Origin of the sequence: Nakamurella panacisegetis (genome assembly GCF_900104535.1) — a bacterium.
GTDB lineage: Bacteria > Actinomycetota > Actinomycetes > Mycobacteriales > Nakamurellaceae > Nakamurella > Nakamurella panacisegetis.
In genome coordinates this window covers 3,960,080-3,975,561 of sequence record NZ_LT629710.1, presented here as the reverse complement: position 1 = coordinate 3,975,561, position 15,482 = coordinate 3,960,080, and the positions used below count along the sequence as shown (strand labels likewise).

The window sequence follows — 15,482 nt, the reverse complement described above, 5'->3', positions numbered from 1 at the left end:
CCGCCGCGCCGCGAGGTATCAGGGGCCGTTTCATCACGTCCTGTCAGAGAGGTGTTTCCGGACCTGAGCAGCAAGGACGGTGACGACGGTGAGCAGGATCCTCGAACTGCGCATTCACGGGGTCAGCGGCACGCCCCCGGAGGAGATGCTGCAGACCGAACGCGGGCGGAGCCTGACCGCGGACGACGTGGTCCGGGTCGACACCGACCCGGTGGTCGCCTTCTACCAGCGCAAGGATCCGCCCTACGGGCCGGATCACGTGCTGGAGGCCTACAACTGGTCCTCCCTGACGTCCGGAACGTGGGTCAAGGGCCTCTGGCTGCTGTTGGTGCCGTTCGGGCTGGTGAACGCGGCACACTTCATGCTCCCGCGATACCGAAGCAGCGAACCACCGGCCAGGGAGGCGCACCGTTCCCCCACTGGCCCGGCACCCGACTCCCGTCGCTCCGCTCGCGCGGACGACGAATGGTCGGTGGGTCGTGTGTCACAGGTGGTCGCGGAGGCCGCACTCCGAATGCTCGGCCTGGTTCAGACGCTGGTGTTCGCCCTGGCCGTGGCCGAGGCGCTCATCGACCTGGTGGCGTGGCAGGCCAAGGGTGACCGCGCGTGGTTGTTGACCGCCGTCGTGCTGACCGGCCTGGTCGCGGTCCTGGTGTTTTTGTTCGGGGCCCGGGGGCGCACCCGACGAGCGTCGTTGGCACCCCCGTCGTCGATGAATCCGCTGGCCAGGCACACCGGCCTGGCCGCCGCGGAATTCGAGTTGGGTGACCCGGACATCCCGTCGTTGACCCGCCTGCATCTCGGGGCGGTCGGAGCCATGCTGGGCTGGCTGTGTTTCACCGCCTGGTCCGATCTCGACGGCGACCCGGTCTCCGGCGGCTGGATCCGCACCCATGGGGCGGTCATCTGCGCGTGGACCGCGGTGGCCATCGCCGCCGCCGTCCTGCTGATCGGGAACCCCCACCGCGATGCCGTCCGCTGGCGTGCGGTCGCCGTGCGAGCGGTCGGCTGGGTGGGCGCAACGGTGGGGGCAGCCGGGTGGCTGTTCGGCGCGTACACCCTGTTGGCCGTCGACATCTCGCCGGCCAACCGGCGCTCGTCGTTGCCCGGCATCGACGCCCTGACCCGGATCGCCCTGTTCAGCAGCGTCGGCGCGATTGCTGTGCTCACCCTGGCCTGTGCGGCGATGGCCGCCGCCGGTCGGTCCCTGGCCGGCCGGGGACCGTGGCGGCGGTACTTGTTCGGCCTGACCAGTCCGGTGCTGGCCAGCGTGGGAACGTTGCTGGGAGTCGGGTTCGGTGCCGCGGTGGTCCTGACCGTCAAGTGGATGGTGGAACTCGCGCTGCCCAGCGGCGCATCGGTGGAACTCCCGTCGCTGTATCCGCGAATCGCCGGGGCCTGGGCGCTGAACCTGGGTCAGGGTCTGCTCGCCGCTCTGGTCCTGTTGCTGCTCTGGTTGTTCCGGCGCAAGCGGTTCCAGGAGGCCGTGCGGCTCGCCCACAACGTCGAACCGCGGCCGCCGGGACCCCCGGTGGGTTCGACCGCCATCCGCCGGATCGCGTTTGCCTGGTGGGCCGCGCGCGTCAAGATGCACGTCCAGTGGATGTTCTGCGTGTTCGCGGCGGTCGGGTTGGTACTGAGCGGACTGGCCGTGAACGCCGCAATCAACACCGGGTCGGCGGGCTGCAGCACGCAATCCCCCGCGGTGGCCACCCTCGGATCCGCTGTGCCCTGCGGCGCCCAGTCCGGATCGGCGCTGGTGGTGATCGGGACCGTGACGCTGATAGCGGTGGCGGTCGGCCTGGGGTACCTAGGGTGGAAATCCGTGCGCAACAGCCATTGGCGGCGCAGTGCCAACGTGGTCTGGGACGTCGTCGCGTTCTGGCCGCGGGCGGCGCATCCGCTGGTGCCGCCGCCGTACACGGCGGTCGCCCTGGATCGCCTGCGGGCGCGGCTCTACTTCTACCTGGGTCGGTGCGCCGATCCCGCTGCTCACGCCGGCCAACCATGCACATGTCCGAAGGCCGCCGCGCCGGTGGACAACGTGCTGCTGGCCGCTCACAGTCAAGGCAGTCTGCTGGCGGTGGCCGCCCTGGCCGAACTGCGGTGGGCCACCGGAAGCAAGGACCCCGACGATGGGATCCGTCCGGGCGAGATCGGGCTGCTCACCTTCGGTTCGCAGTTGCAGTTCGCCTACGCTCGGGGCTTTCCGCGGTACGTGAACGTCGACCTGCTACGTGAGTTGGTCGCTCTCCGGGCGCAGGAATTCCGTTGGCTGAACCTCATGCGTGAGACCGATCCGGTCGGCGGGCAGGTGCTGAGCGATCGCCGGACCATGTCCGGCGAACCCCGATCGGACCGGCTCGACAACGACGGCGAGATCCTGGACCACCCGGACCGTGGCGCGCCGGGTGGCGTCCGCGTCTGCGGCGACGAATGGCGCCTGCTCGATCCGGCCATCGGCCCGCTCGGGGAAGCGCCGATCATGTTGCGACACAGCGGATACTTCCTCGACCCGAACTGGGACGCGGCCATCGCTGCGTTGACACCGTCGCTACCCCGGTCGAGAAATCCGGTCCCGACGCAGGCCAGCGGCTCGCCTGATGTAGCGACCGGGACGCGGGTCTCGGCGCGACCGTTCCCGCCATGAGGCTCTGACGGGAGGTCCCGAGGTGAGGCCCTGCTGGAACGGCCCGCAGTAGCTCAGCGGTGTCCGGACAGCTGCCGGTCGCGCATCTCGATGAGCTCGTTGCGCATCGAGGAGGTGGAGTTGTTGATCATCCGCCACATGTTGCGCTCGCGACGGGCGGTCTCACGACGGGCGGACAGGGACTTCAAGACGCTGGACATTGCGGGTAATCCTTCGTGCTCTGGTGCGAGGTGTTCGCGGGACCCGGCGCCCGGGCTCGGGCGGCGGACGATCATCGGCATCTGCTGACAACAAGTCAGACGTCTGGATCGTCCCGGGTTTGCGTTCACCGACCTGTGTTCCCCAGCACATCCCGGTGACGGGAGGGTGAACAACAGCTGAACGCCGGCGGTCAGGAGCGGTGGGCCGCGTCGAACGCCTCGATGATGGCGGCGGCGATCCGGCCCCGATCGCCGACGGTGTACCCGTTCGCATTGGCCCAGGTCCGGATCGCCTCGCGCTGTTCGCGGCCGACGCTCGGGGTGGCGGAGAACGCCTTGTTGGAGCTTCCGGCCGGGCGCCCGCGCCGCTTCGGCTCGGTCGAGCCGTCGGCCCGCTGGTAGGCCTCGGCGCCGGCCAGCACCTCGGACACGTCGTTCGTGAACAGCTTGTCGAACTCCTCCCGGTCGAGCACGATCCGCTCGGCCGGGGTGTTGGGCAACGCCAGCTCGATGGTCACCAGCTCGCGGGCGGTGTTCTCCAGCCCGGCGACTTCCAGCACGTACGCATCGAGCCGGACCGGAGCGTCGATGAGCGGATGCTGGAGCACGCGCAACTCGGCGACTTCCTCGGCTTTGGCGATCTCCTTGCCGGTCAAGTCGCTGCTGATGATTTCTACGCGCCTGCGGGCCACCGGGACTCCTGTCGTGAATGAAGATCAAGTCTGTCCGACACTAACACGATCAATTGTGTCGCCATCGGGCCACCCGACAAAGCAAATCAGAAGTAACTATTGCGGCGACGCGCCGGGTGTTCCCGGGCGGCAGCCTCAGGACGGGGAGCGTCCACCGGCCCGCCAACGCGCCCGGGGCGAAGCCCGCCGGGCACGGCCCGCGCCATCCCGATCCCGTCCACCCGGGCCGAACTGGGCGTACGGCGGGCCGGGAAACCCCGACGTGCGACGAGTGTCGGCCACGACGCCGGCTCGTGGCCACTTGTGCCGCCGACCTTCCTCTGGCCCCGGCCAGTGACCGGAGCGGCGGCCATGGGGCTCTCATTGCCGTCGGCTGAATCGTCGTTCGTCATTGTGGCCGGATTGGTGTGTCAATTGCCCGGCCCGTCATCCCGGGCGGAACCCATTCATTGATCGGATTGTCGTTTGCGCCGCCATGCACCGTTCTGCCGCCGGACCAGATCGTGGAGCTCGAGCACGGTCAGCGCCGCGATGACGTCACCGGATGGGATGGCCGATTCGACGGACAGCTGGGTGACGGTGCGCGCGGCCCTGGCCGGCAGCGCGTCGTACACCTTGGCGATCCCGGGCTCCAGACCGTCCGTGGGGTGCCGTTCGGTCGGACGAGGGGGCTCAGTCGGGAGCATCAGCGGCTCGAGCCCGACGTGCCGGTTGAACGCCTCGACGCGCTCCCGCTCCCCCAGCGTCGCCAGCACATCCTCGGCACTGGTCACCAGCAGTGCCTTCCCGGAGGCCAGCAGCAGATGGCACCCCACTGACAACGCCGAGGTGACCGGCCCCGGCACCGCCATCAGGACCCGGCCGAGACCGTCCGCGGCGCCGGCCGTGGACAACGTTCCAGACCGCCGTCCGGCCTCCACCACCACCGTCCCGGCCGACAGCGCCGCGATCAGTCGATTGCGCACCAGGAACCGGTGCCGCGCCGGCGAGAACCCGGGCGGGTACTCACTGATCACCGAACCGACCTGCGCGATCCGGTCGATCAGTGCGGCGTTGGCCACCGGGTAGGCCCGGTCGATCCCACAGGCCAGCACCGCGATCGTCGGGGACTCCCGGTCATAGGCCATGGCACCCCGATGGGCAACCGTGTCGATCCCGAACGCAGCCCCGGAGATCACCGTCAATCCCGCGTCGGCGGCGCCCATCGCGATGTCCGCCGCGACCCGCTGGCCGTATGCGGTGTTGGCCCGGGAGCCCACGATCGACAACGCATCGGCGGGCAGGTTCGTCAACCGCCGCCCTCGCACGTACAACGCCACCGGTGGTGCAGCGTTCTTCACCGCGTTGCTCGCGGCCATCAGGAAGGACACGAAGGCCGCCTCCGGCCATTCCGGGTCGCCGGCCCCGATCAGGCGCGCGCCAACGGCTTCGGCCGCCGCCAGGTCGGTGTCGATCAACGCTTCCAGCTCGGCCGCGATGAACTGCTCGGTCCGCGCGGCCGTCGGCAACAGGACCGACCGCGGCGCCCGACGATCCCGGATCGCCGTCCAGGCGGCCCGGGCCCCCACCCGCTCCACATAGCCGGCCAGGGCCGCATCCGGCGGCTCGTAGGCCCGCAGCAACCCGGCCCAACTGCGACGCAACTCTTCCTCCGCCTCCGGCGGCCGGCGACTCGTTCCGATCTCCGTCGTCACGTCCCGGCCCGAAAGCAGGACCGGATCCTGCTGCGAGCCATCGTGTTTCACCACATGTTCTCCCCAACTCGCAACGACAGAGCCCGATTCACATCGAAAGCCGTCGGCCGCTCCCGCCCGGCCAGATCGGCGCTGGTCAACGCCAGCCGCAACACCCGGTCGTACCCCCGGCCGGTCAACCTCCCGGCGCGCACCGCCCGGTCCAACAGGTCGGCCTCCCCGCGTCCGGGGCGCCAGAGTCGGCGAATGGTCGGCCCCGGCACTTCCGCGTTCGTGGCGAACCGGCTGCCTCGCCAGCGATGTCGGGCCCGCTGCCGGGCCTGCGCCACCCGCTCTGCGATCACTGCCGAACTCTCCTGGTCCTCGTGGGAGGCAACCAGCGCCCGCGGGTCAAGGGCGGCCAGATCCACCCGGATGTCGACCCGGTCCATCAGCGGCCCGGACAGCCTCGCCAGGTACCGCCGCCGTACGCCCGAGGCGCAACTGCAGTCCACGTCCTTCGCCGCGGCGCACGGGCATGGATTCGCGGCCAGCACCAGTTGGAACCGCGCGGGGTATCGCACCGCGCCCGATGCCCGGGCCAGCATCACCGTCCCCGATTCCATCGGCTGCCGCAGTGCGTCCAGCACGGTGGGTCTGAACTCCGGTGCCTCGTCGAGGGAACAGAATTACACCCATGACCGTGATCGACTGAGAAGGGACCACCCGGAGGACCAACGTCTCCGGACGATCTTCGCTACTAGCCACGAAACCCGACGACTGACGTCATGTTCAGGGCGCGGGCCGGCTTGATCAGATGTGGGCGACCGGGGTGGGGACGTCTCCCGGCCCCATGCCTGCGCAGGGGCCGGTCGCGATGCTGTTGGCCACGGCGTAGGCAGACGCCACTGCCTTGTTCACGACATCGACGGCCGAGTTTGCCGTCGTCTTGGCTGCCGCTATGGCGCTCTGAGCAGCGCTGATGGAACTGGCTGCATCGCCGGACGCCGCGACGCCGTCTGTGGCCAGTTGCAGGTCAGCACGTTTCAGGTCTTCGATGTCCCTCTGCGCCAGGCCGATGTCGTTCATCAGCGTCGTGCTCACATCGTTGTACACAGTGGTTTGCGCGTCGTTGTAGACGGTGGTCGCTGCATCGTTGTAGACGGTGGAGCTGGCGTTTGTGCAATTGTCTCCGCCGCCGGCCTTTGCGTCGGTGCGGGTCTGCGCCAGATCCGCCGCTGTCGTCTTGACGTCGTCCGCGAGCCTTGAGAGGTCATCGACGAAGACGGCGTCCTGGGCGAGCGCGGTGATTGCGTTCTGTTCAGCCTGCTGATCACGGGAGATCTGCTGCTCCGCTGCAGCGGCAGCTGCCGCGGAGGCCGCTTGCTCCGCGGCCACCGAGGCGTTTGATGCTGACTCCTGCTGCAGCTGGGCTGCACTGGCCTGTACGGCCTGCACGCCGGCGTTGTAGTCGGCCGTCGTCCCTGGCCGGTACACCTCGACCTGCAGGGTCCCGTCCGTCTGCGGGATCGAGAGGCTGAGGGTCTCCCCTACCAGCTCGCCGGAGACAGTTGATCCAAAACCATGGGAGAAGGTCAAGGTCACCGAGGACCCGCTGATCGTTCCGCTGAACGATGCCGAATCGGTCGTGAGCGTCGTCGCTCCGGGCAGGAGCAGGGTCTCGCTGTAGGTCCCCGCCACCGTCTCGCCGGTGACCGTCCACCCAAGAAACTTCGCTCCGTTGCTGAAGTGCGCCACCCAACCTCCGATGGAAGCCTGGTTCTGCGGAGGTTGGGTATAGGTAGCGGTTGCCGGGTTCGGCGGCTTCTGTGTTGCAGCCGAGTGCGGCTGCGTGATGCGCGCCGGGGGAACCTTGGCTGAGACCATCAAAGAGGTGGTGGTCGACGTAGCCCTGACCAGGGAAGATGCGGCGTCAATGGGTGCTGCTGCCCGAGCCGACATTCCTGTCTCCGTGGTCGAGCATGCTCCAAGCATCGTCAGCCCGAGAACCCCTGCGACGAGGGCTCTGATGGCACGGGTTGAACGCATTGGGAGCTCCTTCGTGGCCCCGCCCATCGGAGTCGTCCAGACGGTATCCCGCTCCGACCTGCAGGTGTCCACCGATCACCAGGAATCCCCCGGTAGTGGCACGTCCGCGGCCTTGCTAGACCGGGCCAGGTCCATGCACCCACGCGGGACGGCACAGAAGCAATGCTTGAGAATCGGTCTAGATGTTGAACCCCGACAGGTTGGTGACGACCTGAGTCCGGCGGATCGGCGGGAGGCCTCGTAGTGCGGTGTGCGGTCGATGGTAGTTATAGCGATGCAGGAACCCCGGTATCGCCGCGATCCGCTCCTGGTCGTTGTTCCAGGCGCGGGCGTAGAGGCATTCCTGGGCCAGGGTGCGGTTGAACCGCTCGACCTTGCCGTTGGTTTGCGGCCGGTAGGGCCGGGTGTACTTGTGGGTGATCGCATCGTCGGCCAGGGCGGCGTTGAAGATGCGGGAGCGGTAGCAGGAGCCGTTGTCGCTCAGCACCCGGCGGATCGTCTCGATGCCGTGGGCGGCGAAGAACGCCTTTGCCCGCAGCCAGAAACCGACTGCGGTGACGGCCTTCTCGTCGTCGAGTGCCTCGGTGTAGGCCAGCCGGGAGTGGTCGTCGATCGCGGTGTGCAGGTAGCAGTACCCGATCCGCGGACGGCGCTGGGACTTCTTGTGTCCGACGCTGCCGCGGCCGTGCGCCCACCAGCCGCCGTCGGGGATCCGGCCGACCTTCTTCACGTCCAGGTGCACCAGGTCACCGGCCAACGGATGCTCGTACCGGTTTTTGGGCTGCTGCCGCAGGTCGGCTCCGGTGACGTCCAGGTCCGCCAGCCGGGACACGCCCCGCCGCACCAAGATCCGGTGCACCGTCCAGGCGTGCATCGTGATGCCGAACTCGGCGAGCTCCGCGGTCAGCATCACCGGCCCGAGCTTCATGCTACGCCGCAGGTACTCGACCAAGTCTTCGATCTGCGGGTCGGTCTGTCCCGGACACGACGCAGGGCGGGAGGACCGGTCGTGCAGACCGTCGAGGCCGCATTCCCGCCACCGGGCATGCCACTTCGCCAGGGTTTGCCGGGCGATGCCGGCTTCGGCGGCGACGTGGCAGATCGGCCGGCCAGAATCGACGCGCTCGCACAGGCGTCGGCGGCCTTCCGCGGTCAGCGGGGCGTTACGGTGGGACACGAGGGTCTCCTGCGTGGTTCTGGTGTATTGCTTGGTCGCTTCACACCACACCAGGGGACCCTCACCCATCCCCGGAACCCCGTCACCTCGGCGTGTCACCAACCTCCGGGGGTACAACATCTAGACGTGAACAATGAAGGTCTCTTGTGGCTGGTGATCGGTCATGATCACGGGTGATCGCTCGCGCCTCGTCGAGTGAACCAAAGTGCACCCATGGCCACCAGCAACTCGTTAGCTCTCGGTCATCCGTCAGTCACTAGGTCAGTCGCTCACCGTGCAGCGGCCCCCTGGGCCGCCAGCGACGCGGCGACCTGGTCAGGGCTGCTGCTCGGCGGGTAGATCACGGGGCAGATCACCCAGCGACGCGGCAGTCCGCTGGTAGGCCTGCTCGATGTAGCACTCCAGGCGACTCCGTTCCACCCGCCACTGGTTGCGGCCACCGATCTGGATACCCTGCAGGTCCCCGCACCGCACCAACGCGTAGGCCTGCGACAGGGAATTGTTCAGCTCCGCGGTTATCTCCAACCCTCCCGAGCATGTCCGGCACATAGCCCACGCACCGATTTGCTCTTTCGAGAGGGATTCTGAGCCCATTATCTTCAGTGTCGTCGGCACGGGCGGCCAATTCTGTGGCTGCCCTCAGGGCCGGGCGGGCATGATGCTCCGTATGACGGATCAGCCACCGCGTGACGCCGGCGAGGTACGTCCGCCAGCGTCAAGAATCGATCCGCAGTCACGCCAGCACTCCCGTCTCAGTCACAACGGGTCCCGTCGACGACATGTCCAGCACACGCAGCAGCAGGTCCCAGCCCTGATCGCCTCGACGACTGGACATAATCTCGGCCGCATCGGCCAACGTCAGGAACCGGACGGCGGGCGCGGCCCAGTGGTGGACGTGCTCCATGGTCGGTGAATACCCCCCCCGGGGGCCGGATCCCCATCCGTCCCCCTGCACAGCCCTGCTGCCACCGGCGGGTACCGGGAAGGTTGAGTTCAGGCAGCTAGCTACTGGCCCTGGCGACAAGGATGGGTGATCCTTCGCGGGGGCGTACTCGAGAACAGCGGCTCGCGCACGGGACGCGTCCGGTTCTTACTTGTAGAAGATGGCGACGCCGCCGTGGTGCGAGCATGCACCTTGGTGGTGCGCGGCAAACGAGTACGTCCCGTCGTTGCATTTCGCCGTTGCCCCAGCGGGGGCCTCCGGCAGGGTCGGCGTCGGTGTGGGGGCGGCTGCGGATGAGCTCACTCGTGGCGCGGGCGGCGGGGCAACCGTGGTGGACGGGGGCGGTGTGGTGCTGGGCCGCGACGAAGTCGCGGCCACCGTCGCCGTCGGCGGGGCACCAGCCTCGGCCGGCACCGTTTGCGCGGGACAGCTACTCAATACCCCAGCGATGGCGTCGTGCTCGGCCGAGGTGACCCAGAGACCGTAACGGGCCTTGACCGCGACCTGCCGCGCCACGTACGCACACCGGTACGCCTTGTTCGGCGGCAGCCACGTAGCCGCGTCCCCGTCGCCCTTCGCCTCATTGGTCGGCCCGTCCACGGCCAGCAACTCCAACGGATCGTTGGCCAGATCAGTGCGGACCCGAACAGTCAGACTCTGCGCCCCCGTCTGCCAGGCGTCCCCCAGCGGCACCACGTGGTCGATTTGGATGGCGGTGGAGGTGCCGGCGCCGCGGATGAACGGGATCATCCGGGATGTGTAGGGATCGGTGAGAGTCCCGGTCAGCACTGTGCAGTTCCGGGTGCCCGCCTTGTAGACGACGCCGGTGAGGTCCCGTCCCAGGATGTCATTGCGGGTGTCGCACCCGTTGTGGCCCAGAAGATCATCGTTCGCGTCCGTCCACGCGGCACCGAACTGCGTCCGGCTGTAGCCGGTCATCGGGGCCCGCCCCTTGACCTTCAACTGTGCCAGCACCACCAGCGCGGTCCGGCTCCCCGCCTGCAGTGTGTCCGCTGGTGCGGCGGTCACCGAACTTCCACCGCTGGTGGCTCGGGGGCTTGTGCCGGACGTTACCGCTGCAGTCGACCTGCGCGGCGCGGTCGTAGAACCGGCGGTCGGCCCCGTCGGCGGCGTTGGCTCGGTTGATGAACCCGCTAGTTCGGCGGCTGAGGTCCTTGAACCACCCCGGCATGTCCGGACACCTACGGGTTTGAGAGCGCAGCGGTTTGCTGGGCTCTGATTTGAGCGTAGTGGGCCTGCTCGAGTTCGACCGGTGGGAGGTCGCCGTTGTGCTCGTACAGGCGGCGGTGGTTGAACCAGTCGACCCATTCCAGGGTGGCGACTTCGACCTGCTCGACGGTCCGCCACGGGCCGCGGGGCTTGATCAGCTCGGTCTTGTAGAGCCCGTTGATCGTCTCGGCCAGAGCATTGTCGAAACTATCCCCGGTGCGACCAACGGAGGCGTCGATGCCGGCGTCGGCCAGCCGCTCGGTGAACGCCACAGACGTATATTGAGATCCGCGGTCGTTGTGGTGAATCAGCCCCGAAAGGTCCTGCACCCCTTCACGTTGCCGGGTCCAGATCGCGTGCTCGATGGCGTCCAGGACGAGTTGCGCGGTCATCGTGGTCGCCGATCGCCACCCCACGATCCGACGGGAGTAGGCATCGATCACGAACGCCACGTACACCCACCCGGACCACGTCGAAACATACGTGAAGTCGGCCACCCATAGGCGATCTGGCGCCTCCGGGTCGAAATGACGATCCACCAGATCACTGGCCCGTTGCGCTTGCGGGTCGGCGATAGTGGTGCGTTTGACCTTGCCCCGACGAGCCCCGACCAGACCGAGCCGGCGCATCAGCCGCTCCACCGTGCACCGGGCCACCGCGGTGCCTTCCCGGTTCAGCGTCAACCACACCTTCCGCGCCCCGTAGACGCCGTAGTTCTCCGCATGCACCGCACTGACCTGCGCGGACAGCGCCTCGTCCCGGACAGCGCGGGCGGAGGGCTGCTGGTGGGTGCGGTCGTAGTAGGTGGACGACGCGATCTTGCAGCCGTGCTCGGTGAGCACCCGGCAGATCGTCCCGACGCCGTATTCCGCCTTGTGCTGATCGATGTAGCTGATGATCACTTCTGTCGGCGGTCGAGCTCCGCCGCGAAAAAAGTTGACGCCGACTTCAATATCTCGTTGGCCCGCTTCAACTCTCGGTTCTCCGCCCGCAACTTCCGCAGCTCCTCCGCCGCCTCGGAGGACACCCCCGCCGTTTGCCGGCATCGACCTCGGCGCGGCGGACCCAGTTCTGCACCGTCTGCGCAGTCCCGATCCCCAACTTCGCCGCGACCGACTCCACCGCCGCCCACTCCGACCCATGATCGGACCGGATCTCCGCCACCATCCGCACCGCCCGGTCCTTCAACTCGGCCGGGTACCGCTTCGACGTACTCGCCATGACTCCATCTTTCCTAACAAGAGGAGTGTCCGGACATGCCGGGGTGACTCAGACGTACGCGTGTCAATGTATCCGACGGTCCCTACTGCGGGTCGAGCACCTGGTTGCGTCTTGACTGGCCACCTATAGTTGACAGATGAGGAACATGAATCAGAGTAGCCAAAATCTGCTCCGACTTGGCTTGCTGGAGGCAGTCCTCCGCGGAATCCAATACCGGGATCTAGTGTCGCGTGAATGATGTTCTTTGACCTCCGGTGGCGTGGGGCAGGATTTCGTCTGCGGTTTTGGTCCAGGTGAACGGGTGGCAGTTCTCGTTCCACGCGTCGATGAATCTGGTGATGGCGGCTTGGAGTTCGGTGACGGAGTGGAAGACGCCGCGGCGGATGGCTTGGCGGGTGATGATGCCGAAGAAGATCTCGACCATGTTCATCCACGATCCGGAGGTCGGGGTGAAATGCAGTGTCACGCGCGGGTTCTTGGCCAGCCAGGCGTTCACGGTTGGATGTTTGTGAGTGGCGTAGTTGTCGACCACGATGTGCAGATCGATCCGGGGGTAGGCCTTGACGACCTTCTTCAAAAACAGCAGGAACTCATCGGAGCGATGGCGGGGATAGCAGGCTTGAGTGACCTTGCCGGTGGCGATCTCCAACGCGGCGAACAAGGTGGTGGTGCCGTTGCGTTTGTAGTCGTGGGTCCACCGCTGGGCCAGGTCTGGTCGGATCGGCAGCATCGGCGCGGTCCGGTCCAGTGCTTGGATCTGCGACTTCTCGTCAATGGAGAGAACGACGGCCTTCTCCGGCGGGTCGAGATACAGCCCGACGACGTCGCGGACCTTGGCCTCCAGTTCCGGGTCGGTGGAGAACTTGAACGTCTCCAACTTCCACGGTTTGAGGCCCCACCGCTTCCAGATCTTGGCGACGGTGACGTTGGAGATGCCCAGCTGTTTGCCCAGGATCCGGCTGGACCAGTGGGTGATGCCCAGCTCCGCCGGCGGCGGCGCCAGGGTGGCGTTGACGATGTCCAAATCGTCGATCTGGGCGGGCCGGCCGGGCTTGTCCCGATCGTCCAGACCGGCCAAACCCTCAGCCAGATAGCGGTTCCGCCACGCGATCACCGTCGGCTTCGTGGCCCCGACCCGCTCCACGATGTCGTTGGTGCCCAGGCCCTCGGCGGCCAGCAACACGATCCGGGCTCGCCTGACCAGACCCGCCGGCGTGCTGGGTGCTCGCAGCCAGGATTCCATCACCGCACGATCAGAGTCGGACACCACCGGGACCGGGTTTCTGGGCATGCGCCATTCTCCCAGAAACCCACCAATAAGTAAAGCCATATCGCTAACGCGACACTAGTTGATCAGGCCGTTTGGACCTACTCGGAGCGTGACGAGCTGTTGAGGGCTTTGGCCAGACCGCCATTGGTATTCGATACGTCCCAGGCCAACGCCGTACTGGGGGTGCCGGTGGGCGATCGCAATCCCGTTAGGGTGGCGCAGCTGGAGCAGGACCTGAGAGAGCTACGCTCGGCTCTAGACGAAGACGGCGGCTGACCGAGGACGCTCGGGTCACTCGTATCAGCCGTTGTCCGGGTCCGTCAGCGGCGGCGCACGGGGCCAGATCTAGTCAACAGCCCCCACCTCGGCAAGGCGGGCCCGTTTCGGCTATCCGAGACCCGCACGCGTCTCCGGCCTTGACCGAGGACAGGATCGTCTTGATAGCCAAGTGCGCTTCGGTCCCAAGTGTGGTGACACGCCAGCGCATACCGCTCAGGCCTTCACAGGCGGCCCGCTACCGGATCGGCCCTCCGGCCGCGTCCTGTGGCGACGGGCGTCCGATGGCTCCTAGTTCCGGTTCAGCCCGTACCGACGGGTCAACAGCGCATCTTTGAAATGGGACTCCGCCTCGTCGATCTCTGCGGAAGGCACGCTCGGCCCGAAGACCCGCAGGATGCTGAATTGAAAATGGGCAGCGTGCGCGGAGTTCAGCCCAGTCAGCTCCTTGAGTGCGATGTTGCCGCCGTGGCCATCTCGGGCGTACGCCGACCAGCGGCCAAGGATCCTCTCTCCCCCGTCGGCCTTGCCGACGTAGAGCTGCCCGGTGCTGGTGTCGGCAATCAGGTAGATCCCCTGCACGGAGCCAAGGGCAGTGCGCCACCCGCCATATCGGGCGTCTGAGATCACCGACTGCAGTTCGGCGTAGGTGATGAGCACCCGGTCGAACCCTGGGAACAAGACCACTTTCGGGTCGGCGATCTCGATGATGGGCAGCACTGCCGCGGCGTGCCCGCTCTTGCGCCAGTTGATGGTGTCGGTCGACCACTCCACGACCAGTCGGCCGATCAGAGCCGACAGCAGTCCGGACGGCTGCAGGTCGAAGTACCTGGAGGTGCTGGTGCGCTCGGACAGCACCTCGCCATGGTTTTCGTAGGCGACAAGCAGCCGGGACCGTCGACCGCCGTCGGCCATGAAGATCAGCCAGTGTCGCGGCGGCGCCAAGTTCTCCGATGGGCGTGCTCACCGACGTCCGCAACCGCGGCGTGAAGGACGTGTTCTTCCTGGTCTGCGACGGCCTGAAGGGCCTACCAGAGGTCGTTGGGAGCGTGTGGCCGCTGACCGCGGTCCAGACATGCATCATCCACCTGATCCGCAACACGTTCCGCCTGGCTTCCCGGAAGGACTGGGATGCGCTGAGGCGGGATGTGAAACCCATCTACACCGCGGTGAACGCCGCCGCGGCCAGAGCGGCGTTGGACGACCTGGCGGAGCGGTGGGGCAAGCGGTACCCAGCGTTGATCCGGCTGTGGGACAACGCCTGGGCGGAGTTCATCGGAGTTCCTGGAACTACGACGTAGAGATCCGCACCGTCATCTGCTCGACCAACGCCATCGAATCGCTCAACGCCCGGTGAGAGCCTTGTGGGCGGCCAGTTCCATCCCGCGGTCCCAGGTCAACGCTCGGCGTAAGGAGGGATCCGGACGGGAGTAGACCTCGATCACAGCGGGCACCACACAGCAGTGGTGTGCCGCCTGGGCAGCTTGACCAGGATGAGGAACCGGGACCGGCGGTCCACCAGCGTGGCGACCCGGCTGTTCGAACCGACGACCGGGGTAACGCCACCAGCGACAAGGCATCGATAGTTGATCGCAACTCTGGAACGCCGAACTCCAACTACTGCCGGATGGCGGTGGCGATGGGTGCGATTGCTGACGCGATTCGGACTTGTCGCTGGTCAAGGCACCGCGTTCAGAACTGCGCCGAGCGTCATTAGCGTGGCGACCTTGGTGCATTCGAGGGCGATGTAGCTCAGGTGCAGCCGTGAGGATGGCACGGGGCGCCCGGCTATCATCTGCTGGGTGCGGCGGTCTAGGCGCGGGCGGAGCATGCCGAGCTGGACGGACAGGACTGCTGCGACGACGCCGAGCAGTATCCACCCCGCCGGATCGGTGCCGAGTATTGCCACGGACCCGAGGACCACGATGGCCAGCGCGATCTCGGCGATGTTCAGGGCGCGGAACACGATCCGGCCGATGCCGAGGCCCAGCGGCAGGGTGATGCCCGGTGCCTGGAACTTCAACGGCGTCTCGAGAAAGGAAATGGCCAGCACCATCCCCAACCAGGTGAACGTTGCGGCGATGGCGATGAGCTGCCACAT

General features: G+C 67.1%; 12 protein-coding genes, 4 pseudogenes and 1 other annotated feature. Of the genes and pseudogenes, 2 read left to right on the top strand and 14 right to left on the bottom strand.

From position 1 onward, the window contains the following. The first annotated feature begins 88 nt into the window (after positions 1-88). Positions 89-2,650: a hypothetical protein gene (locus BLS97_RS17920; protein WP_090478527.1), complete on the top strand. Its 2,562-nt coding sequence runs from the start codon at positions 89-91 to the stop codon at positions 2,648-2,650. A 53-nt stretch (positions 2,651-2,703) separates the two neighbouring features. Here BLS97_RS17920 and BLS97_RS23015 read toward each other — a convergent pair whose 3' ends face one another. The 12 genes and pseudogenes from BLS97_RS23015 to BLS97_RS17870 all read right to left on the bottom strand — a co-directional run bounded on the left by BLS97_RS23015 (position 2,704) and on the right by BLS97_RS17870 (position 14,326). After that, complete coding sequence (locus tag BLS97_RS23015) at positions 2,704-2,850, bottom strand: hypothetical protein (protein ID WP_157695511.1); 147 nt, start codon at positions 2,848-2,850, stop codon at positions 2,704-2,706. A 191-nt stretch (positions 2,851-3,041) separates the two neighbouring features. Further along, positions 3,042-3,542: an Lsr2 family DNA-binding protein gene (locus BLS97_RS17915; protein ID WP_197676256.1), complete on the bottom strand. Its 501-nt coding sequence runs from the start codon at positions 3,540-3,542 to the stop codon at positions 3,042-3,044. Between the two features lie 446 nt (positions 3,543-3,988). After that, a complete protein-coding gene (gene dprA / locus BLS97_RS17910; RefSeq protein ID WP_090478524.1) occupies positions 3,989-5,290 on the bottom strand; it encodes a DNA-processing protein DprA in 1,302 nt (433 codons plus the stop codon). Further along, a pseudogene (locus tag BLS97_RS24595) lies at positions 5,284-5,883 on the bottom strand (ATP-binding protein); the annotation flags it as partial. The pseudogene BLS97_RS24595 and the gene dprA, both read right to left, overlap by 7 nt. 145 nt (positions 5,884-6,028) lie before the next feature. After that, on the bottom strand, positions 6,029-7,102 hold the full coding sequence (locus BLS97_RS17900) for a hypothetical protein (RefSeq protein WP_157695510.1): 1,074 nt from the start codon (positions 7,100-7,102) through the stop codon (positions 6,029-6,031). A gap of 340 nt (positions 7,103-7,442) precedes the next feature. Then, on the bottom strand, positions 7,443-8,441 hold the full coding sequence (locus BLS97_RS17895; RefSeq protein ID WP_090482552.1) for an IS481 family transposase: 999 nt from the start codon (positions 8,439-8,441) through the stop codon (positions 7,443-7,445). Between the two features lie 315 nt (positions 8,442-8,756). Continuing rightward, complete coding sequence (locus BLS97_RS17890; RefSeq protein WP_231988176.1) at positions 8,757-8,966, bottom strand: DNA-binding protein; 210 nt, start codon at positions 8,964-8,966, stop codon at positions 8,757-8,759. A gap of 208 nt (positions 8,967-9,174) precedes the next feature. Further along, entirely contained in the window at positions 9,175-9,345 is a 171-nt protein-coding gene (locus BLS97_RS23010; protein ID WP_157695509.1) for a hypothetical protein, read from the bottom strand. 186 nt (positions 9,346-9,531) lie between these two features. Then, positions 9,532-10,413, bottom strand: a complete 882-nt coding sequence (locus BLS97_RS17885; RefSeq protein ID WP_197676255.1) for a GmrSD restriction endonuclease domain-containing protein — start codon at positions 10,411-10,413, stop codon at positions 9,532-9,534. 173 nt (positions 10,414-10,586) lie between these two features. Further along, positions 10,587-11,835 (bottom strand): annotated as a pseudogene (locus BLS97_RS17880) (IS3 family transposase). Beyond that, positions 11,424-11,552 (bottom strand) — a sequence feature (AL1L pseudoknot). Its footprint overlaps the pseudogene before it by 129 nt. A gap of 220 nt (positions 11,836-12,055) precedes the next feature. Then, positions 12,056-13,126: an IS630 family transposase gene (locus BLS97_RS17875; RefSeq protein ID WP_090478515.1), complete on the bottom strand. Its 1,071-nt coding sequence runs from the start codon at positions 13,124-13,126 to the stop codon at positions 12,056-12,058. A 546-nt stretch (positions 13,127-13,672) separates the two neighbouring features. Next, positions 13,673-14,326 (bottom strand): GIY-YIG nuclease family protein, encoded by a 654-nt coding sequence (locus tag BLS97_RS17870; protein WP_090478511.1) that lies wholly within the window; start codon positions 14,324-14,326, stop codon positions 13,673-13,675. An 8-nt stretch (positions 14,327-14,334) separates the two neighbouring features. Between BLS97_RS17870 and BLS97_RS17865 the strand changes: the two are divergent. Further along, positions 14,335-14,735 (top strand): annotated as a pseudogene (locus BLS97_RS17865) (transposase); the annotation flags it as partial. On the opposite strand, the pseudogene BLS97_RS24660 reads toward BLS97_RS17865, so the two are convergent. After that, positions 14,734-14,933: pseudogene (locus BLS97_RS24660) on the bottom strand (IS30 family transposase); the annotation flags it as partial. The pseudogenes BLS97_RS17865 and BLS97_RS24660 overlap by 2 nt on opposite strands. Before the next feature lie 126 nt (positions 14,934-15,059). After that, positions 15,060-15,482, bottom strand: a complete 423-nt coding sequence (locus tag BLS97_RS17855) for a hypothetical protein (RefSeq protein ID WP_090478506.1) — start codon at positions 15,480-15,482, stop codon at positions 15,060-15,062.

Excerpts from the sequence above, each read along its gene's own strand:
- BLS97_RS23015 (WP_157695511.1), bottom strand. The coding sequence starts at position 2,850 with ATGTCCAGCGTCTTGAAGTCCCTGTCCGCCCGTCGTGAGACCGCCCGT.
- BLS97_RS17900 (WP_157695510.1), bottom strand. The coding sequence starts at position 7,102 with ATGGTCTCAGCCAAGGTTCCCCCGGCGCGCATCACGCAGCCGCACTCG.
- BLS97_RS23010 (WP_157695509.1), bottom strand. The coding sequence starts at position 9,345 with ATGGAGCACGTCCACCACTGGGCCGCGCCCGCCGTCCGGTTCCTGACG.
- BLS97_RS17875 (WP_090478515.1), bottom strand. The coding sequence starts at position 13,126 with ATGCCCAGAAACCCGGTCCCGGTGGTGTCCGACTCTGATCGTGCGGTG.
- BLS97_RS17855 (WP_090478506.1), bottom strand. The coding sequence starts at position 15,482 with ATGTGGCAGCTCATCGCCATCGCCGCAACGTTCACCTGGTTGGGGATG.